Origin of the sequence: Tenacibaculum sp. 190524A02b (genome assembly GCF_964036645.1) — a bacterium.
GTDB classification, from domain to species: Bacteria; Bacteroidota; Bacteroidia; order Flavobacteriales; family Flavobacteriaceae; genus Polaribacter; species Polaribacter vairaonense.
This window is the reverse complement of record NZ_OZ038525.1, coordinates 203,614-225,051: the sequence shown is the minus strand read 5'-3', so window position 1 is coordinate 225,051 and position 21,438 is coordinate 203,614. Positions and strand designations below refer to the sequence as shown.

Here is a 21,438-nt window from a genome sequence, read left to right as displayed (position 1 = left end):
TACTACAACCTACACATGAAAACATTACTTTCAGTTATACTAACTATTTCAAGTACAATTTACCTTTTTGGACAACAGTATAAAATTGATCCTGTTAAAATAAAGGAAGACCTAAACAAAGTAATCAATGATATTTCTAAAAATTATATTTATTTGAAAAATAAGGAGGTTAGTATTGATTGTTTAAAAAGCTATTACCAAAAACAAATACCCAATATAAAAACAGAAGAAGAAACCGTATTGTTTTTTGAATACTTATTGGATGAGTTATACGACAGCCATGTCAATTTAAATACCAACAGAAAATCTTCTTATCGTTTATATGCTCCTATATATGCTACTTTCAAAAACTATACGCCTACAATTTCTAATGTATGGATATCTCAAACAACTCCTATAAAAAAACCTATTTTAGGGGCTAAAATTTTAGCATTTAACCAAATTCCTATAGAAAAAGCAATTAAAGACTTTCCTACACATTGTCATAACAAAAATAACCCTGAGGTTAAGGAATGGATTCTTAATAAAATCTTAGCTGGTATTTATAACCAACCTAGAATTGTTAGTTTAAAATTAACTAACGGAAAACAAATTCAGTTAGATTTGGATGCAATCCAAATTAAAAAAGAAAAAGACTTGTTAAGCGTAACAAAATTGAAAAACTTTGGAATTATACGTATTCATAATTCTTTAGGAAAAAATAGTTTAATTTCGGCTTTTGACAAAGCTTTAAATAGCCTACTAAACACTGATGGATTAATACTGGATTTACGTAATACAATTAGCGGAGGAGATTCCTACATTGCTAGGGGAATTATGAGTAGGTTTATAAATAAGGATTTACCTTACCAAAAACATGTTCTTGCTGATGAAAGCTGGGACAACCAACCAAAAGTTGGAAGAAGTTGGATAGAATATGTAAATCCAAGAGGGAAACAATATACCAAACCTCTTATTGTTTTGGCTGGTAGATGGACAGGTAGTATGGGTGAAGGAACTACTATAGGTTTTGAAGGTATGCAAAGAGCGACTGTAATTGGTACAGAATTAACAAGACTGGCAGGAGCTGTTTTTGGATATCAATTCAAACATCAAAAATACGGTTATCAATTATCTGAAGAAAAATTATATCATGTGAATGGTACGCCTAGAGAAAAATACATTCCTCTAAATTACGTGAAACAAACTACGCTTGCTAAAGATGAAACTTTAGAAAAAGCCTTACAAATGTTAAGCAGAAAAGATAACTAACAATTACAACCACGGTATGATCTATAATCAATTGTCAAGTATCCTCCATAAAAACAAAAAGTTTAAAAGACTTTTTAGTATGCTACTTGATCATTGTTTTATTTCACTCTTAATTATACCTTTAATACTTCTTGAACTAGTTTTACCTTTAATTAAACCTACACTACTTGTCTATAATAAAGTTCTATTCTATATAATCATTGTAATTTATCTTAATAAAGATTTTTTTTTATACTAAAAGTATTTCCAAAAGAATCTTAGGGTTTCAGGTTATTGATATAAAAACCAATAAACCTGCCAGTAAATTTCAATGCCTTACTAGAAACTTAACCATTTTTCTTTGGCTCATAGAAATAATTGTTAGTTTTTTTTAATTCAAATAGAAGAATTGGAGATATGATTGCTAATACCAAAATAATTCCTTGCCATAGTCAAAAACTAATATCATTATGGGTGGATATAAAATTAATAAAGTTAGATTTAGATGCTTTTATTACTTTACTAGTAACTTTTATATACTGTTACCTACTTTCTTTTCTATGGTAAGCTCCTTTAAGCTACAAAAACAAACATTTAACTAACTGAAAATTAACATTATTATTAGAAAGTTTAAAAAATAATTAGCTAGTTTTACCGCCTTTAATTTTAAACATTTATCCCCATGAAAAATTGGTTTTTTATTTTCCTGTTGGGTATTACGCTTCAAACGTATGCTCAAAAAGCTGTCTCTATTGATGCCGATGATGCTGCGGCATACATACCGCCTAACTACGTAACTGCAAAAGACGGAAGCTTTGAGCTATCTACTGGTACTTTTGTTTTTGATGCCACAAAACGAATGGGGGTTTTTAATGTTGTAAAAAGTAAAGATGGCGCTTTTAAGTTCAAATATTTAAGTGAAGAACAACCAGATGCTATTTTTGAAACTATCAAAAAGTTTTTAGCAAACGTATCGGCTAACTTAAAAGATAAAGTAAGTATTGATGCAGCTACCTCAGCTTTTGTTGAAAGGTTAGTAAAGCAATTAACTATAAAATCACACTCACTTAACTTTTTAAGAACTTCTTTATATAGATTAAATGAATCAGCTTATAATGGTGATGTTAAACCAGAAGCATATGCTAAACTATATGAAGTTATTATCAAAACCTCAGCAGAGCTTCAAAAACAAGAGTTATTAAGAAAAGTAGCTACCGAGTCTACTCCTGCTCAATAAAATCACAAAACTCTCTGTAAACTATAAATTTCAGAGAGTTTTTTATAAAAAAATTTCTAAAAAAAATCATTACTATTTAATGAGTCATTTGGAATGCTATGCACTACATCCCAATGTTCAACGACCTTCCCTTCAACATCAAATCTGAACAAATCCATAATTGCCAAGCCTTTATTTGCTGGGTTTTTATAGTGAGAAAAAGCTACGGCTAAATCTCCTTGTGCAATTATTTGTTTAATTTCAACATCTAGCTTGCCTAAGCTTGTTAAAAAAGCTTGTAAGGCTTTCACTCCATTATCAATTCCTGGGTTGTGCTGTATATATGTTTTTCCAAAAAAATCAGGTATTAAATTATACTCTGCATTTCCTATTACTTTCTCAATAACTACTTTTAAGTTTTTTTTATTTCGGACTAAATTTTCTTGAGTAATACTTGCTTCAGGATTTCCTTCTCCATCTATCATACTATTTCCGTTAGCTGTTTTATCTTTATGCGTTTCTATTTGCTCTGTGATCCAATGCTCTACAATTTTTCCATTTACTACTTTAAAAATATCCCCGATGATTTCTGAAGTTGTTTCATTTTTTGCAATAGTTACTAACCTAGAATGTACAAATACTAAATTACCTTCTACTAACACTCTTGCTACTTCTCTTTTAAATTGAATTTCATTCTTTAAATTATTCTCAAAAGCTTTTTTTAATCCATCAATCCCATCTTCCTTTTTAGGGTTATGTTCTTTAAAATTTGTATCAAAATATTTAGTAATTGCATTACCATTGGAAGTATCTACAACTTTTAAAGCTCCAATAACATGCCTTTTAATATCATTCTCATCTGTTAATAGTAATGTATTTTCTACATCTGAATCTGAACATCCTATTGAGGAAATAGTAATAGTTATGAGCAACAATGCTTTTTTTATTTTCATTATTTGTTATGTTTTAATTATACACAACAAAGCTATTGGCTACAATATTCAAAAACATTGAACTAATTCAATAAATAAAAACAGTTTTATAAACTAAGAAATATTACGAACTACTTTTTTTCTAATCTTACTTAAAAACTCATGTGATATTCCTAAATAAGACGCCAATTGTACATTAGTAAGTTTATGAGCTATTTTCGGATATTTTTCTAGAAAGTATAAATAACGTTTTTCAGCTGTTAAACTCTGTTTTCTAATCATTCTACGCTGTAAAGCTACAATTGTTTTTTGAGTCATTATTCGAAACAGTTTTTCTACTTTAGGTAACTTTTGAAATAATAAGTCTTTTTCTTTTTTAGAAACAAGTAACACCTCACTATCTTCCAAAGCTTGTATAGATAATAATGATGGAATTTGATTTGTAAAACTATCAATATCCGTAATCCACCAATCTTCAATAGCAAAGTATAAAGTATGTTCGTTACCTGATTCATCCAATGTAAAAATTCGAAAACATCCTTGAGTTACAAAACCTTCAAAACTACAAATCTCACCTTGTCTTAATAAAAACTTTTTTTTAGAAATTGCTCGTTTTACAAAAGCTTGCTTATAAATGTAAAATTCATTGTCAGTAAACTCAAGATACTTTTCTATATCTTTTCTTAATAATGTATAACTCATAATACGTAAATAATACTCATGCAATAAACGATAAATACAATTGTAAGTATTCTTTTTACTATTTAATTTTGATTTTTTACTTAAAGGCTGGATAACTGGATAAAAAGAAATAAAAATTCCCTTTCATTTCTGAAAGGGAATTATCCCTTAAATATTAGCAGAATGCTTTTTCGTGTTCGACATTCCCTAGCAAACACATCTGCAAGTTAGAGAATTTTAATCAAATTTCAGATAAGGGTTACCCCTAAAAAACAACTAAGGGTTTTCCCTTAATTGAATACCTAGTTACCATTAAAACATAAAAAAAGCTCTCCAAAGAGAGCTAAACTAAAAACCAATTTTAAAATCTAATAATGAAAAACTTCGTGATAAAAATACAACGGTATTGGAACACTTACTAGACAATTAAGTTTAGCTACTACAAAGCTTCGTTAAAATGAAATGAAAGTATAGATGAGTGGCATTAATCGACATTTAAAAGAATAATCACTTCTTTTTTATGTACCTTTACTTTATGAATATTGTAATAATAACGGGTGCCAGTAAAGGCATTGGAAAAGCATTAGCTGAAAAATATGCCTCTGAAAATTATAAAGTATACTCTTTAGCAAGAAGTATTGTTGATTTGCAAAATGTTACTCAAATTTCTATAGATCTAAATAATTCAAAGGAAACTAAACTAAAATTTAAAATGCTCCTTGATGAAATAAAAAAGCAATCTATTACTTCTATAACTTTAATTAATAATGCTGGTAGACTTGGTACAATTTCTAATATTGAAAATATTGATTCAGAAGATATTTTAAAAACGATTCAAGTAAATACTGCTACTCCTACTATTTTGTGTAGCTTATTTATTAAGTTGACTCAAGAGTTAAAAAGTATCAAAAAAATAATTAATATCTCATCTGGTGCTGCTATTAAAGCATATGAAGGATGGAGTATTTATTGTACTACTAAAGCTGCTTTGGATATGCTTACTAGGGCTATCGCAGCTGAGCAACAATATAAAAAAAATGGAATACATTGTATTTCATTATACCCTGGAGTAGTTGATACCGATATGCAAATGCAAATAAGAAGTACTGATATAAAAGATTTTAAAAACTTGCAACGTTTTATTGACTTAAAAGAAAATAATCAACTATACAGTCCAGAATTTGTTGCTAACACCATATACGAAATAGACACAAAAAACACACTCCCTAATGGAAGTGTGTTTGATATTAGAAACCTTTAATTTTTTAATACAATAGTCAAGAGTTAACTCCTGTGCATTAAATCTAATATATTTTACCTAAAAATAGTGTTATCTTTTATAAAAGCATTTTTATAACGCTCACTAAACGGAACTTGTTCTTTATTTTGAAGAATTATTAAATTATCTTCAAAATATATTTCTTTTATTTTTTTAACATTTACTAAATAGTTTCTATGTACTTGTCTAAAATCAGGATTAGAAAGCATTTCTTTCAACTTAGTTAAGGATAGTTTTATTAAATAAATACCATCATCACATAACAAGCTACAATACTTCTCCTTAACCTCTATGTAGTTGATATTACTTACATCTACCTTAACTACGCTCCTTTTCTTTTTAATAAATAAATAGGAAGGACTTAATACTGCACTTTTCTCACTAAAACTAATACTATTAGCTTGTTGATAACAAGACTCTATAGCTAATTCTAATGAGTATAATAACTCTAACTCATTATAAGGTTTTAATAAATAAACCATCGGGTTAGTCAATTTTGCTTCATCAAAAATTGCCTTACTCTGCATACTGGTTAAAAATAAAAATGGAATTTCTAAACCATCTTCATTCATTTTTTTTGCAAAATCAATTCCATCGGGCTTTCCATCTATCATTATATCTAAAATAACAACATCAAAAAAGCGGTTTTTAATAGCTCTTTCTGCCTCAGCAGTATTAGCTACTCGTATTACTTCGTAATTATTATTTTCTAAAAAAGTTATCAAGCCAGAAGCTTCTCTATCTAAATCTTCAAGTAGTAATAGTCGTAATGTGTTCATACTATAAAAGTATAGTTATTTTACGTACAAAACTAATTTTTCATATTCTTTATAAGAGTTTCTATTTTTGTTAAAAAAAGACAAAAAACCCAACCACTTAACAACAAAAAAGTTAAAAAACTTTCAATTAATTACTTAAACCACGCAACAAACCACAGCTTTATTAAAAATTATAACCATTTTTTACATTTATGATAAAATAATATTACTAAAACAAAAAACCAACCAGTACCAACTAGTATTAAATACATATCTTTACCCACAACTATAAACTTTATAAATTATGACCCTTCTAAAAAAGGAAAGACTAATTCGTTTACTCATTGTAAGCTCATTAGCTTTAAGTTCTTGGGTTGCCAAATCTCAAGAGTTTAAAAAGACGACCTGCGGTATTGATCAGGCCATGGATGCTTTACACAAAGCGAAACCGAACTCTAAACTGGAACTTTTCCAGTTACGACAGCAAACAAAATCTTTACTACATAATAAAAGTAAGGCTAAATCTTATGTTGTACCTGTAGTAGTACATGTATTTGGAAATACTTTTAATGGTGGAAGTAAAGTAACATTAGATATTGTAAAAGAAGCATTAAAACTGACAAACGAAGATTTTCAAGGTTTGAATGCCGATTATACAACGATTGATGCACCTTTTGATGCTATAAAACAACCTCTTGATATTACATTCAAGTTGGCACAATTAGACCCAGATGGAAACCCAACAACTGGAGTCGTGTTTTATGACAAAGCTTCAGGAATGGGAAATTATGGATCTCCTATTGTAAAGCAAGTAGCTTGGGATAATTACAAATATTGTAATATATATATAACAAGGGACTTGTATGATGATGGTGACCACTATAACTCAGGTGTTGCTTGGTACCCTAGCAAAGGAATGTCAGACGAAAATATAGCTCGTATTGTATACAACGGAAGCTATCTAGGTACAAATACAAATGAAAACTTTCGTTCTGTATTTACTCATGAATTTGGCCATTATTTAGACTTACCGCATACTTTTGATAAAGGGGTTTGTAATAATGATCCTAATGATGGGGACGGTGTAGCTGATACTCCTTCTCAGAAAAACCACTCAGCTGGTACTCAATGTAACGTTATAAAAAACTGTTTAAACCAAGAAATTAATAATGAAAATTTCATGGATTATACAGATTGTTACAAAATGTTTACAAAAGGACAAGTAGACCGTATGGTAAACGCTTTAGAAAACTCTGTTACAAGAAACACTTTATGGACAGATGAAAACTTAATAGCTACTGGGCTTTCTCAAGATCTTGGAGCTAGAGTAACTGCTTCTTCTAATGTTTTTGAAGAGCGTTTTTTAAATGATGGTGCTATTGAAAAATCTATAGAGATCAACTGTATTGACTGTAATTTCACTAAAAGTTCAGGGAATTACACACTAGATACTGACTATTCAATTGATAACATCCCTTCTGGTATGACTGCAAAGTTAGAAGCAGTATCTAACAATAAAGCTACTTTAACTCTGGAAGGTAACGCTACCAATCATGAAGCTACTAATTCAGTTTCTAACTTAACACTTAATTTTTTAAACCCAATGATTAGTGGAGGCGCTTCACAACTTTATAATCAAAACTTAAAATTTAAGGTTAACTTTAAAGATACATACACTGAATATTGTAATATAAATATTCGTTACGCTACTTATACACATATAACAAAAGTAGATTTCAATGGTGTTGTTAATGAAACAGCTTATGAAGGTACAACTGATAATACTTCCAAAATAAAGTTCAAAACTAAGCAAGGGCAAACATATCCTTTAAGTATTACTACAAATAAAGGAAAGGGAGGCAATGGAGATAATTTAAGAATCCAAGTATGGTTTGACTGGAATAAAGATTTTATTTATGACGATAGTGAATTAGTAAAAACACATTCTTATGGAAATGCGCAAGCAGATGCTGATGGTAATTATACATATACTACAGATATTACGATCCCCTCAGATATTAGTCTAGGTGACACTGCTTTTAGAGTATTAGCACATTATGTACAAGGCAATGAAGGAGATACAGCTTGTTCTACTATTGATAGTGGAGAATCTGAAGATTATGGTATTACCGTATTAGATCAAGACACTCCTTTTACTGTTGATTTTTACGGAACACCAACTGACGTAAACTTCTCAGATGAAGTTAACTTCTCAGATACTTCTGTTGCTGATAATGGAGATAATATTAATGCTTGGAAATGGACTTTTGAAGGAGGAACTCCTTCTACTTCAACAGAAAGAAACCCTAAAGGTATTTTATTTAAAGAAGCAGGGAAATATGACGTAACTCTTGAAGTAACTACAGCTACTGGAGCTACCAAAACATTAACCAAAACTGATTATATTACTTCTAAATTATTATACTGTGATAGTAGTCCTAATTTTGGCACATACTTTAATGTAAATAAAGTTCAAATTGCTACTATTAACCATGAACCATTTAAGAGTAATTCTTATAGTTATTACGATACAGTTACTACCAATTTAACTGTTGGACAAACCTACCCTATTACAATAAAAACTGAGAAAGGTAACGGTGGGAATGGTGATGTTAACAGAGTACGTGTATGGGCTGACTGGAATTTTGATAGTCAATTTTCACAAGATGAATTAATGATTTCTAGAGAAGTTAAAGCTTCTGATTATAATTCAAATGATGAATTTGAATTTACTGATAACATAACTGTTCCTAATAATGCTGCAATAGGAAAAAAAGTAGCGCTTAGAATTATTGGTCATTATGTTGATGGAAAAGGAGGTGAAACAGCTTGTGGAAGCTATGATAGTGGTAACACTTCTGATTATGGAATTAACATAGTAGATGGTAGTGGAAACGAATCTCCAAAAATAAGTACAATCAGTAGTGCTGTAGCTTTAGAAGGTACAGACTTAGAACATACCGTTACTTTAACAAATACTACAAGTAAAGAAGAAACTTACCCTTTAAGCATCACTGATGAGACTGCTACTAAAGGTGATGATTTTGGTGTTGCAACTTTTAGTAATGGAGTCACTTATAATGGAGTTAACATAATTGTTCCTGCTAATATTGCTAGTTTTAAAATTACTATTCCAACTATTGATGATTCTGATGTAGAAAGTAATGAATCATACACTATTAAATCTGGTTCCATAACTGCTAGTGGCGTGATAACTGATAATGACTCTGATACTAATCCTAGTGATTATTGTATAGCATCTACAACTAGAGATGATTCATACATTACAAAAGTAACATACGGAACTGTTGAAAACTCATCTGAACATGAAGGGTACTCTGACTACTCAAATATGTCAGATACTTTTGAACCAGAAACTACCTTTACTTTAACTATAGAAACTAAAATGAATACTTGGACCTATAATGCTGTAGGTGCTTGGATTGACTGGAATGATAACAAACAGTTTGAAGAAAGTGAAAAAGTGTTCAGTGCCTTTAGAGGTGGTCCTTATGTAGCAGATATAACAGTACCAAAAGACGCTGTTACTGGTAAATCTTTACGAATGAGAATTAGAAAAGGATATGGATCTGAAGACAAGATTACCCCCTGTGGTGAGGATTCTTATTTTGGAGAAGTAGAAGATTATTCTATCATAGTTTCAAGTGATACAACACCTATTGAGTATTGTACTGCTTCAACTGTTCGTGATGATTCTCATATCACCAATGTTTCTTTTGGAAATATTAGTAACGCTTCTGAACATCAACCATACTCAGATTATACAAGTATGTCTGATACATTTACAATTGGTGAAACTTTTACACTAAATATTACTACTAAAAATGACCATTGGACCTACAATGCTATTGGAGCTTGGATTGATTGGAATAACAATGGACAATTTGAAGAAACAGAAAGAGTTTATAAACTATATGGAGCTGGTCCATACTCCTCTGATATTGCAGTACCTTCAAATGCTATTACAGATAAGTCATTGCGTATGCGTGTTAGAATGGCTTATGGTTCAGATTATGTTGAACCTTGTGGAGAAGATAATTATTTTGGTGAGGTAGAAGATTATTCTATCTTGATTTCTGGAGCAACTGCTGGAATATCATATCCTGATAATACTTTTAATCAAGTATCAGTATATCCAATTCCTTCTAAAGATGTATTGTATTTAGAAACTTCATCACCTGAAACAATGAATATACACATTCTTGATATAAAAGGAAAAACTGTATATAAAACCACCAAAAATCCAACATCAAATAAAGTAAACCTATCATTAAAGCAATTACCTAATGGTATCTACTTTATGAGAGGTACTCAAAAAGGAAAAGTGTCTTATAAAAAGATTATTATAGCCAAATAATGCGCTATTTAAGTATCACCGTTTACAAAATAATCAGGGAGCGAAAAAAGTAAATGGTGGTACTATCTAATAACTTCTTTATTACCCTTGTAGTTCACTTAATTAACAATAGTAGGAAGGGTGAGTGAACTACACCTTTTATTTTTTCCCTAATTATTAGCAACCTTAGTATTAAGGTTGCTTTTTTATTTAAAATTATATCAATATAAGGTAAAATAATACTATTATTTTCAAATAAGCTATACAATAAAAAGTAGTCTATAGAGTTTTAGATGCAATTAAACCAAATAAAGGTTTAATACTTTTTGATCAAAAACTAATAAAAATAATAACCCAGTAAAACATAAAACTATAGCAAAAAAACTCACCCTTTTACCCCTTTAAACTCAAAACAAACTCAAAATTTCACCCTTAAAATAGTAAGTTATGTCCCTTTTTAATTTACCCAAACAACTTATTGTCTTGGCTTTAAGCTTTATTTCGCTTATTTCCACTAATAGCTTAGCACAAGAATTTAATGAAAACACTTGTGGTACAGACAAAGCAATCAAAGAATTATACAAACTAAACCCTCAAGCTAAAACTGAATTACAACAGTTACGTAAACAAATAAATTCCAATCAATTTAGAAAAATGAACAAGGCTAAATCATATGTTGTTCCTGTTGTTTTTCATGTTTTTGGAAAAACCTATAACGGAGGCACTACCGTTACCCTAGACATTATTAAAGAAGCACTTAAGCTAACTAATGAAGATTTTCAAGGTTTAAATGCTGATTATACAACTATAGATGCCCCTTTTGATGCTATTAAGCAACCTCTTGATATTACTTTTAAATTAGCTCAATTAGACCCTAATGGTAACCCTACCACTGGGGTCGTTTTTTACAACGAAGCCTCTGGAATGGCTAATTACAATTCTCCAGAAGTAAAACGTGTAGCATGGGATAATTATAAATATTGTAATATCTATATTACCCGTGATTTAGAAGGTGATGGAGATTTTTATAAATCTGGTGTAGCATGGTATCCAAGTAAAAGTATGTCGGATCAAAACATTGCTCGTATTGTATACAATGGTAGTTATTTAGGTAAAAACACTAATGAAAACTTTCGCTCTGTATTAACTCATGAATTTGGTCATTACTTAGATTTACCCCATACTTTTGACAAAGGTATTTGTAATAACAACCCTAATGATGGTGATGGTGTTGCTGACACTCCTTCTCAGAAAAAAAACTCTTCAGGAACACGTTGTAGAGTTATTAAAAACTGTTTAAACCAAGAAATTAATAATGAAAACTTCATGGATTACACAGATTGTTATAAAATGTTCACTAAAGGACAAGTAGATAGAATGGTGAATGCTTTAGAAAACTCTGTCGCTAGAAATACATTGTGGACTGAAGAAAACCTTATTGCTACAGGATTGGCTACTGCACAAAACGCAAGAGTAGTAGCTTCTTCTACAACTTTTGAAGAACGCTTTTTAAATGATGGTATTATTGAAAAAACTATAGACATTACATGTGAAGACTGTACATTCAGTAAAAGTTCTGGTGAATTTGCTATTGGTATCGATTACATTATAGACAATTTACCAACAGGATTGACTAGTAAAATTGAAGCTACTAGTAACACAAAAGCAACTATCACCTTAAGAGGTACTGCTACAAATCATGAAGCAATAAACTCAACTGAAAACCTTATTGTAAACTTTTTAAATAACATGATTACGGGTGGAGTAGATCAATTATTTAATAAAAAATTAAAGTTTACAGTTGCTTTTAAAGATGAGTATACAGAATACTGTAATGTTAACATTCGCTATGCCACTTATGGGCACATTACCAAAGTAGATTTTAATGGCACTATAAACGAAACTGCTTATGAAGGTACTACTGATAATACTTCTAAAATTAAATTTGTAACCCAAAAAGGAAAAACATACCCTTTGAGTATTACCACAAATAAAGGTAAAGGTGGTGATGGAGACAACTTTAGAATTCAAATATGGTTTGATTGGAATAAAAACTTCATTTATGAAGATAATGAATTGGTAGAATCTCATACCTATGCAAACTCCCAAGCCAATGCCCAAGGAAACTATACTCACAATACAAATATTACTATTCCAAATTCTATAAACATAGACGAAACTGCTTTTAGGGTTCTAGTCCATTATGTTCAAAGAGAAGAAGGTGATTCTGCTTGTTCTACAATAGACAGCGGTGAATCAGAAGACTATGGTATCTCTATAACTGATGATAACACTCCTTTCTCAGTGGAGTTTTACGGAACACCAACCATAGTTAATTTCTCTGATAAAGTTAACTTTGCTGATAACTCTACAGCGGGAGGTAGTAATACTATTACTTCTTGGAAATGGACTTTTCAAGGTGGAACTCCATCTTCTTCTAATAAAAGAAATCCACAAGGAATATTATTTAAAGAAGCTGGTAAATATGATGTTACTCTAGAGGTTACTAATAGTAAAGGAGAAACAAAAACGCTAACAAAACCTCAATATATTACTTCTCAATTAAAATATTGTGATAGTAGCCCTGAATTTGGATCTTACTTTAGTGTTAATAATGTAAAATTAGCAACTATAAACCATAAACCAAGAACAAGTGTTTATGACAATTATTTTAATTCTGTTAGTACAGAACTAAAAGCTGGAGACACCTACCCTATCACTATAAAAGCTGAAAAAGGGAATGGTGGTAATGGCGATTTAAATCGTGTACGTGTTTGGGCAGACTGGAATTATGACAGTCAATTTACAAGTAATGAACTTTTGGTTTCTAAAGAAGTGAAAGTTTCAGATTATAATGCCAATGGAGAATATGAATTCACAGAAAATATTACCGTGCCCAATAGTGCTGTAATAGGTAAAAAACTTGGTTTAAGAGTTACTGGGCATCTTGTAAAGAATGATGCTGGAGAAAATGCTTGTGGTAAATATGAAAGTGGAAATACAGCTGATTACGGTTTAATCATTAGTAACGATATAGACGATACCCCTAGTAAAATAAACTCAATTAGTAATGTTACCGGAGTTGAAGGTAATAACTTCCAACACACTGTTGTACTATCAACAGCTAGCTCGCAATCAGTGAGCTTTCCTATGCGTATTAATGGTATTTCTGCTGATAGTAATGTCGATTTTCAAGCTCCTACTTTTTCTAACAACGTGACTTTTGATGGTACTAATATTACTATTCCTAGTGGTATTTCTAGATTTACGATAACCATACCTACTATAGATGATGATATTGTAGAAGACAATGAAACATATAAGATTACTTCTGGATCAATATCTGGAACCGGAACTATCACTGACAATGACAAAGATACCAATCCTGATGGTGACTATTGTCCTGCCTCAACACTTAGAGATGATTCTTATATTACTAAAGTTACATTTGGAAACGTAAATAATACTTCTGATTTCAAAGCTTATTCAAATTACACCAATCAGTTTGACACCTTTAAATCAGGTGATACATTCTCTATAGCTATTGAAACTAAAAATGAAACATGGGATGCTAATGTAATTGTTGTATGGATTGATTGGAATAACAACAAACAATTTGAAACACAAGAGCAGGTATATAAAAAATCAGGAATTGGACCTTATAATACAAACATAACTGTACCTAATAATGCTATTACAGCTACCCCTTTACGTATGCGTATTAGAAAAGCATATGGAAAATCAGATATTTCCGCTTGTGGTGAAGATTCTGGTATTGGTGAAGTTGAGGATTACAGTATTATGGTTTCTGATAATACCGCTAGTATTAGTGACGCTATTTATAATAATAAAGTAGTAGTATATCCAATACCTACAAAGGAAAACATATTCTTAATTACTCCTTCTAATAAAAGTTTGGATTTACAAGTAGTTAATATGGAAGGTAAGTTAATTTATACAACTACTAAAACGCCTATACAACATAAAGTTGAGCTTAATTTACCTCAACTACCTAATGGAATGTATTTCATTAAAGGAAAGCAAGAGAATAACTTCTTATTTAAAAAGATCATAATAGTTAAATAATTTCTCATAAAGTTAACCCCTTATCGAAGTTTTTCTCTCGAGCAGTCTTATTTTAATTAATAAGGCTGCTTTTTTTATAAAAAAAGCCCAACTACCAAATAAAAAGTAGAAAGGGCTTACTTACATTGCAAACTTAGTATTGTAGTAGTAGTTAGTTTGAATATAAACGATTATCGTTTTAATAATTAAGCTATATTAGCTGTACAATTATAGCTTAAAAGTATTACTTCATATCGTATTAACTTGGAATATCAGTAAAATAAGCACAAGTAACTCCTAATTCAATTAATTGAGCTGCTTCATGTCTGCTATGGAAAGAAATTTCAGAACTTGATGAGTGCCAGCACACGTATGTTTCCTTATTACCTCCTTTTACTTTTTGAGCTTGTTTTTTTGAAATAGCAAATTGCTGTAAATTTTCTAAATTCGATTTCATCTGTTTATAGTTTTTATTAATTATTAAAAAACACTTTTAACCTTATAAAAGCGCAGTCGAAAAATACTTATCAGCAATAAATAGTATGTAACCCTTTTCGGGTGATTAACATTTTTTTAACAAAATTTAATCTTGTTAGTGAACCAAAAAAATAAAATTACCAATTTTGTCTAATTAATTTTTCTAATTCCATGCGTTTACTTTTAGAAATAGGTAAGTGTGTTCCTTGTTCCATAACTATATAACCTCCATCAGTTCTATCAAGTTCAATAACATATTGAAAATTTATTAAAGCAGATGGATGTATTCTAATAAAACCGTAAGCTTCTAATCTACTTTCATAATATCCCAAGTTCTTGGACACTAGCAGCTGTTTTTTATCTACAAAAAACACATTTGTATAACTCCCTTCTGCTTGTAAATATTGAATATCTTGTATTTTTTTTAATTTAAAACCATTTTTAACTGGAAATGCTATTTTACTAGCTAAAGAATAACTAGAGTGTGAAGAAGTTTGTTTTTTTTCTTTTTCTACTTTTACTTGAATATTAGCTATTGCTTTTTCAACTGACTTCTGTAACTTACCTATATTTATAGGTTTTAAAATATAACCAGCCGTATTAAAATCATAAGATTGAATAGCATAATCTTCATAAGCTGTTACGAAAATAATCTCTGAAGTAATGACTTCGAGTTCTTCTAAAAGCTCAAATACTTGTTGTTTCCCATCTGTATATCTAAAAACAAAATATCTGGCTCTGAACTTACTATTAACTCTTTAGCATTATTAAAACTTGTAGCTGTTCCCTGTATAGAAACATTGGAACAAAACTCATTTAAAAGCATTTCTAAATTTTCAATATTATCTTGTTCATCATCAACTAAAACTGCGGTATATATCATAATTTTTCATGAGTTAAATTAGCACATAAGGTAAATACACTTCTACTGAAGTACCTATTGGTTTTTCTCTTTTATATAAGTCTCTTATTTCAATATTCGCTTTTTTATATCCTAACTTTCTCAAATGCTCAATCCGTTTTTTTAAATTATTAGTAGAAATTGATAATGTTTTTTTATACTTTTTATTTTTAAAAGATGCCTCTCTTCCAATTCCATTATCTGCAATACTCACATGAATACCTTTATTAACTTCTTTCAACGTAACAATTAATTTTTTAGTTCCTTCATAATTGTTTGGAAACGCATGTATAATCGCATTTTCAATATGCGGTTGTAACATCATACTAGGAATTAATGGGTTACTACCTATTGCCTTAGTATCTACGTCTAAAATATATTCAAACCTATCACCTTGTCTTAACTTATAGAAACTTAAGTACAACTCAAGAAAGTTAAGTTCTTCTGATAGTTTAATATTAATGTTATCTGAATTTCTCAACATAATCCGTAATAACTCAGAAAAACTTTCTAACATATTATACGCCTTAATCCTTTCTAAATTCAATACTTTATTCTGTATACTACTAATTGTATTGAATAAAAAATGAGGGTTCATTTTAGAGTGTAATGCTTCCAATTTACTTATAGCTTCTTTACTTTGACTAATTGCAATATGTTTCTCTGTTCTAATTTTTTGAAAATAGAATAAAAGTGCTAACACTCCCAAACTGGCTAATGAGATTAAAATTATTTTCTTTCTGTTCTTTGATAACTTATTAATCTCATTTTCTTTTTCCGATAACTCCTTCTTAGATTCAACTCGTAATACTTCATTTATCTTTTCACTATTATAAGATTTTAAAAAAAGTTTATGATATCTATTTTTATGATACAAAGCTTGTTCATAATCCTTTATACCTTTATAGTAATTAGACATACGCTCCTCTACTTTAAGTCTGTAAAAAACGGAACCATTAATATAAGCTACCTCATAGGCCTTCTTCAAATATTTATAAGCAGAAGCTTTATCTCCCAATCCAAGATAGCATTCAGAAATTAATAATTCAGTATTAGGTCTGTATGAAATTTTAGTTTTTAAATAATTTTTATTTGCCGCTAATGCATACTGTAAAGCTGTATCATATTCTTTTTTTTCTACATAGGCCTCTGATAAAGTAGACAGAATATGACACTGGCTTAAATCTTTATCCTTAGCTAATTCAAGTGAATGATTTAAATAATAAATAGCCGAATCTGTTTTTTTTAACCTTATTAACACATTTCCATAATTATTATATAAACTATTATAACAACTAAGATTTGATTTACTTAAGGTTGAATCATTTGTTAAAGACATTAATTGTAGTAATACTTTCCTTGTTTTTTTATAATCTTTTATTGCTAAATACACAGAAGATATTTCATTTAACACCTTTACCTTAGCTATCTTATTTTTGGATAACTCAGCTAAATCTTTTGCTCTTAAAAATGACTCCATAGACTCTGAAAACATTTTATGCTTTCTTAAAAACCTTGCTTTGTCAACAATTAATTCAATAGAGTTTAAAGTATCCTTATTTTTAAAAAAATAATAAAAAGCACTATCATTATACTTTAAAACATTTTGTACTTCATTTTTAGTTTTGCTAATATTACTTAAACTTTGATAGATTTCCCCAACCTTTTCCCAATTCCCTTCTTCTCTATATTCCTTTATATTTTGATACAGCTTAATACTTTTTTCTATAAGTATTTTTTCATTAAGCATAGAATCTTTTTTTAGTAATGGAAATTCTTTATTTGCCCAAATCAATGTAGTTGACACCAACATTAATAACCAGACTAAACACACCTTATATCTTATATATATACACCTCACAAACAACATACTATATTACCTAAATTTATGCAAAAAATTGCATTTATATATTAAATAGAAGTGCTAATTCATAAACTGATTCAACTAGCAAATAAATTAACAACATAAATTACCTCCAATACATCATATATTTGACTCACCAACTTGTATCTAAAACATGACGAAGATTTATGTAACATTTTTTTCAAAAGTGATTGAGGAAAGATACATTATTCATGTTTCAACACAGAGTTAGCTTGTTGTTTAATGTTAAGGGGGGACAACATTTTCAACGCTAACCACTTTCCTTTTAAAAGTCAACTAAGGTGTGTCTAAATACCATAATAAACTAATGTTAAACACACCTTTTGGTTGACAATTACTTTCAAACACTCTTATTTAACTTTTGATTCTTTTTAGTGTATCAAGTAAAACTCAACATACATTAACTCATCCACTCTATAAACAAACTAACCTTTAAAAAAACATTTTTAGTTATTTACTTTCGAAGAATAAAATTTGTAGTGAGATTATTTTTCGCATAGGGAAATTCACGTATCTAATATATTAGTATGTTATACAGAAATGTTAGAAAGGGTTTCACACATTCTCAATACTAATTTGTTTTTCCCTTAAAAGTCAGCTTAGGTGTGTTATTTAATCTCTATAACACTATTAACTCGCATGCCTTATAGCTGGCTATTTAGTTTAACTCTATCCTTTTACCTTTCTCTTATACTAAATTAATACTACACTAACCTTAAATCTAGAAATCTACTTTACTTTAGGTAATTTTTTAACTAGCTAAACAATTTATAATATGAAAAAAGTATTAATCTATTTAATAGCTTTAACTTTATTAACCAACTGTATTACTAAAAATGAACTTGGTTCCAATAGTACTATTAATGATTTACAAGAAAAACAAGCTAGAAATCAAAATTTCTATTTAGACTTAGCTTATCACCACGCCCCAGTACACTATCAAGATGTGGATAGGACAGGCTCTCATGGCTTGAAAGGTAAAGCTGATTATATTACAGCTTACGACTTTGATGGAGATTTAAACGCAAAAAATAATTGGAATAATATTTCAGATAAAACCAAAAAAGGAAAGGCTATTGGTTATTACTCTGTAGTTGAAACACCAACCCATTATTTTATTATTTATGCATTTTTTCATCCTAGAGACTGGACCGATATTTTCTTTTTATATTACTTTGATGAGCATGAAAATGATTTAGAAGGTATACTTACTGTTGTAAAAAAAGATAATTCTAACTATGGCAAAACTTTAGGTATTATAACTGTTTTTCATTCTGACTTTTATTCTTACAAAAGCAATAATTCAGGGTTAACAAGCGGTAGTGAAAGTATAGATGGTATTTTAACAACAGAAAACCATAATGGCATTATACGTTTTAAAACTTCTGCTGAAGCAAAAGGACATGGTATAAAAGCTTATTCTGATCAAAAACCTGGAGGTAGTGATTATGTTGTTTATTACCCTAGCAAAAGTAATAGTGATTATCCTTCCAATATATATGACAGATATGTTAATTACAAACTAATCAATATTTTTGAAAATGGAGGTATGTGGGATCAACGCTTTAACAATAATTTATTTAATAATACTAAATCTTTTCAAAAATCATATGGTAACGGCACAGCTAATGCTCCGTGGAATTGGGACGATAAAAATGACGGCAATAGCCAAGGTTTACTGGCTGGAGGCATAGCTTATTATCCTGCTCATTTAATCGATGCCTATTTTAATGGATTAGAAAACTTTAGTAAAAACTATACCTACAATCCTTATTTAGGTATTGAGTAAATTTATTCTTTAGTTAAATTACTTGGCACGCTTATACTAAAGTCATACCTTTTTATATCCACTCAAAATAAGTATATTTAAAAAGAAAAATAGCCCTTTATGTTATCAAAACAAGAAAAATCAACCCTTAGAAGTCAACTATTTCGCCATTTAGATGGTATTGTGGTATGTCCAGCAGCATCTGTTCTTCATGAAAAAGGTATTACAGAATACCTTTTACAAAACAGCAAAGTTACTTTAACAAAACTTTCCTCACACTTTAAAGCAAACAACGGATACTTAAATGTTGCATTACGTTCTTTGTGTTCACAAGGATGGTTAGAACAAGAAGTAGATAACAACACCAATACGGTAACTTTTTCAATTAATGAGACTTCTAAAACAGTTTTTAACTATTTTTATTTATACAAAGATGCTTTTTCTTTACTTAAACTCTCTGAAAAATATAGCTCAAGAAAATTTGAAAAAGAACCTTTTTATGCACTAGAAAAATTATACAACAATTTTAAAAACAACTTTCAACTTAAAGAAAGTGATACTCCAATCATTTCTCAAATAAAAACTCATATTGAAGGGATTATAGTTGCTCCTACTATTGTTTTACTAGGCATGAGTGGAATGTTTCATAAATACTTTATGCAAACAAAATTTCAAGCTGATGAGTTTCATAAAGACCCTGAAAACTTTGGTCGCTTACTTGATATTTTAGCTGATTTAGGCTGGTTTATCAAAACAAACAATTCATATGAATTTACAGATAAAGGGTTATTCTTTGCAAAAAGAGCTAGCGCGTACGGTGTTACTGTTTCTTATATTCCTACTTTAAGAAAATTGGACAAACTTATATTTGGGGATCCTAATATTTTCAGAACCTCAGGAATTGGTAATGAAGAAATTCATGTTGATAGAGAAATGAATGTTTGGGGAAGCGGTGGTGCACACGCCGCTTATTTTAGAGTTATTGATGAAATTATTATCAACCTTTTTAATAAACCCATTCACGAACAACCTAAAGGAATTTTAGATGTTGGTTGTGGTAATGGTGCTTTTTTAAAACACTTATTTAATGTCATAGAAAACCAAACTTCTCGTGGTAAGGTTTTGGAAGAATATCCATTATTATTAATTGGAGTAGATTATAATGAAGCTGCTTTACAAATTACCCGTAAAAACTTAGTACAAGCTGACATTTGGGCTAAAGTAATTTGGGGAGATATTGGAAATCCAAAAGCTTTATCAGAAGATTTACAAACTAAATACGGTATTAACCTTTCTGATTTACTCAATGTTCGTACTTTTTTAGATCATAATCGTATTTGGGAAGAACCTGCTCCTACAAACAATTTAGTAACCACAACTTCTTCTGGTGCTTACGCATACAGAGGACAACGTTTAAATAATAACTTAGTTATTGAATCTTTGAAACAACACTTTAATAAATGGAAGCCATTTATTGGTCAGTTTGGGTTATTATTAATCGAACTACATACTTCTAATCCTACTTTGGTTGCTAAAAACTTAGGAAAAACAGCCGCTACTGCTTACGACGCAACGCATGGATATTCGGATCAATATATTATTGAACTAGAAGAATATATGAAAGCTATGGAAGCTATTGGTTTAACTTCTGATGAAAATACATTTAGAAAATTTCCGAATTCTGATTTAGCTACCGTTTCTATAAATCTTTTTAAACCTAAAGATTTACTAGTATAATTTCACTTGTACACGAATAATTTCCGCCAAAAAAAACGTGTACAAGTTTAATTACTCCTTGACTAACCCCATAAGAGAGTTGCATAAAAAAGAGGCTGTCTTAAAAGTTAAGAAGCCTCTTTTTTATATTTTGTCTCGTCCTGAAATAGCGT

Annotated in this window: 15 protein-coding genes; 8 read left to right on the top strand and 7 right to left on the bottom strand. The window is 29.7% G+C overall.

All coding sequences use genetic code 11. The annotated features are described in order from the left end of the window. The first annotated feature begins 15 nt into the window (after positions 1-15). The 3 genes from ABNT65_RS00950 (at position 16) to ABNT65_RS00945 (ending at position 2,467) form a co-directional block, all read left to right on the top strand. Positions 16-1,251, top strand: a complete 1,236-nt coding sequence (locus ABNT65_RS00950) for a S41 family peptidase (protein ID WP_348746907.1) — start codon at positions 16-18, stop codon at positions 1,249-1,251. Between the two features lie 209 nt (positions 1,252-1,460). Next, positions 1,461-1,625 carry an RDD family protein gene (locus ABNT65_RS20975; protein ID WP_412766860.1) on the top strand — a complete coding sequence of 55 codons (165 nt, stop codon included), beginning with the start codon at positions 1,461-1,463 and terminating at the stop codon, positions 1,623-1,625. Between the two features lie 287 nt (positions 1,626-1,912). Then, positions 1,913-2,467: a hypothetical protein gene (locus tag ABNT65_RS00945; protein WP_348746906.1), complete on the top strand. Its 555-nt coding sequence runs from the start codon at positions 1,913-1,915 to the stop codon at positions 2,465-2,467. A 56-nt stretch (positions 2,468-2,523) separates the two neighbouring features. On the opposite strand, the gene ABNT65_RS00940 is transcribed toward ABNT65_RS00945, so the two are convergent. Then, positions 2,524-3,399, bottom strand: a complete 876-nt coding sequence (locus ABNT65_RS00940; protein ID WP_348746905.1) for a nuclear transport factor 2 family protein — start codon at positions 3,397-3,399, stop codon at positions 2,524-2,526. Between the two features lie 93 nt (positions 3,400-3,492). Continuing rightward, positions 3,493-4,080, bottom strand: coding sequence for a Crp/Fnr family transcriptional regulator (locus ABNT65_RS00935; protein ID WP_348705730.1), 588 nt, complete (start codon positions 4,078-4,080; stop codon positions 3,493-3,495). A 514-nt stretch (positions 4,081-4,594) separates the two neighbouring features. On the opposite strand from ABNT65_RS00935, the gene ABNT65_RS00930 reads away from it, so the two are divergent. Continuing rightward, positions 4,595-5,320 carry an SDR family NAD(P)-dependent oxidoreductase gene (locus ABNT65_RS00930; RefSeq protein WP_348746904.1) on the top strand — a complete coding sequence of 242 codons (726 nt, stop codon included), beginning with the start codon at positions 4,595-4,597 and terminating at the stop codon, positions 5,318-5,320. Positions 5,321-5,373: 53 nt separating this feature from the next. Here ABNT65_RS00930 and ABNT65_RS00925 read toward each other — a convergent pair whose 3' ends face one another. Beyond that, a complete protein-coding gene (locus tag ABNT65_RS00925; protein ID WP_348705727.1) occupies positions 5,374-6,117 on the bottom strand; it encodes a DNA-binding response regulator in 744 nt (247 codons plus the stop codon). Positions 6,118-6,400: 283 nt separating this feature from the next. Between ABNT65_RS00925 and ABNT65_RS00920 the strand changes: the two genes are divergently transcribed. Beyond that, a complete protein-coding gene (locus ABNT65_RS00920; protein ID WP_348737014.1) occupies positions 6,401-10,474 on the top strand; it encodes a GEVED domain-containing protein in 4,074 nt (1,357 codons plus the stop codon). A gap of 426 nt (positions 10,475-10,900) precedes the next feature. Continuing rightward, positions 10,901-14,539 (top strand): M43 family zinc metalloprotease, encoded by a 3,639-nt coding sequence (locus tag ABNT65_RS00915; RefSeq protein ID WP_348746903.1) that lies wholly within the window; start codon positions 10,901-10,903, stop codon positions 14,537-14,539. Between the two features lie 238 nt (positions 14,540-14,777). Here the strand turns inward: ABNT65_RS00915 and ABNT65_RS00910 are convergent, their stop codons facing one another. From ABNT65_RS00910 to ABNT65_RS00895, 4 genes are all read right to left on the bottom strand, one after another. Next, the gene (locus ABNT65_RS00910) at positions 14,778-14,975 is read right to left on the bottom strand and encodes a hypothetical protein (RefSeq protein WP_348705721.1); all 198 of its coding nucleotides are present in this window, start codon (positions 14,973-14,975) and stop codon (positions 14,778-14,780) included. A 157-nt stretch (positions 14,976-15,132) separates the two neighbouring features. After that, entirely contained in the window at positions 15,133-15,414 is a 282-nt protein-coding gene (locus ABNT65_RS00905) for a LytTR family DNA-binding domain-containing protein (protein WP_348747813.1), read from the bottom strand. Between the two features lie 260 nt (positions 15,415-15,674). Further along, complete coding sequence (locus ABNT65_RS00900) at positions 15,675-15,878, bottom strand: hypothetical protein (RefSeq protein ID WP_348746902.1); 204 nt, start codon at positions 15,876-15,878, stop codon at positions 15,675-15,677. 13 nt (positions 15,879-15,891) lie between these two features. Further along, positions 15,892-17,646, bottom strand: coding sequence for a histidine kinase (locus tag ABNT65_RS00895; protein WP_348737020.1), 1,755 nt, complete (start codon positions 17,644-17,646; stop codon positions 15,892-15,894). A 910-nt stretch (positions 17,647-18,556) separates the two neighbouring features. Between ABNT65_RS00895 and ABNT65_RS00890 the strand changes: the two genes are divergently transcribed. Continuing rightward, complete coding sequence (locus ABNT65_RS00890; protein WP_348746901.1) at positions 18,557-19,570, top strand: hypothetical protein; 1,014 nt, start codon at positions 18,557-18,559, stop codon at positions 19,568-19,570. Between the two features lie 99 nt (positions 19,571-19,669). Then, the gene (locus ABNT65_RS00885) at positions 19,670-21,286 is read left to right on the top strand and encodes a class I SAM-dependent methyltransferase (protein ID WP_348746900.1); all 1,617 of its coding nucleotides are present in this window, start codon (positions 19,670-19,672) and stop codon (positions 21,284-21,286) included. Positions 21,287-21,438: the final 152 nt, after the last annotated feature.

What these genes read in the sequence shown, in the direction of transcription:
- ABNT65_RS00950 (WP_348746907.1), top strand. Translation starts at nt 16, where the DNA reads ATGAAAACATTACTTTCAGTTATACTAACTATTTCAAGTACAATTTAC.
- ABNT65_RS00945 (WP_348746906.1), top strand. Translation starts at nt 1,913, where the DNA reads ATGAAAAATTGGTTTTTTATTTTCCTGTTGGGTATTACGCTTCAAACG.
- ABNT65_RS00940 (WP_348746905.1), bottom strand. Translation starts at nt 3,399, where the DNA reads ATGAAAATAAAAAAAGCATTGTTGCTCATAACTATTACTATTTCCTCA.
- ABNT65_RS00935 (WP_348705730.1), bottom strand. Translation starts at nt 4,080, where the DNA reads ATGAGTTATACATTATTAAGAAAAGATATAGAAAAGTATCTTGAGTTT.
- ABNT65_RS00930 (WP_348746904.1), top strand. Translation starts at nt 4,595, where the DNA reads ATGAATATTGTAATAATAACGGGTGCCAGTAAAGGCATTGGAAAAGCA.
- ABNT65_RS00925 (WP_348705727.1), bottom strand. Translation starts at nt 6,117, where the DNA reads ATGAACACATTACGACTATTACTACTTGAAGATTTAGATAGAGAAGCT.
- ABNT65_RS00920 (WP_348737014.1), top strand. Translation starts at nt 6,401, where the DNA reads ATGACCCTTCTAAAAAAGGAAAGACTAATTCGTTTACTCATTGTAAGC.
- ABNT65_RS00915 (WP_348746903.1), top strand. Translation starts at nt 10,901, where the DNA reads ATGTCCCTTTTTAATTTACCCAAACAACTTATTGTCTTGGCTTTAAGC.
- ABNT65_RS00910 (WP_348705721.1), bottom strand. Translation starts at nt 14,975, where the DNA reads ATGAAATCGAATTTAGAAAATTTACAGCAATTTGCTATTTCAAAAAAA.
- ABNT65_RS00900 (WP_348746902.1), bottom strand. Translation starts at nt 15,878, where the DNA reads ATGATATATACCGCAGTTTTAGTTGATGATGAACAAGATAATATTGAA.
- ABNT65_RS00895 (WP_348737020.1), bottom strand. Translation starts at nt 17,646, where the DNA reads ATGCTTAATGAAAAAATACTTATAGAAAAAAGTATTAAGCTGTATCAA.
- ABNT65_RS00890 (WP_348746901.1), top strand. Translation starts at nt 18,557, where the DNA reads ATGAAAAAAGTATTAATCTATTTAATAGCTTTAACTTTATTAACCAAC.
- ABNT65_RS00885 (WP_348746900.1), top strand. Translation starts at nt 19,670, where the DNA reads ATGTTATCAAAACAAGAAAAATCAACCCTTAGAAGTCAACTATTTCGC.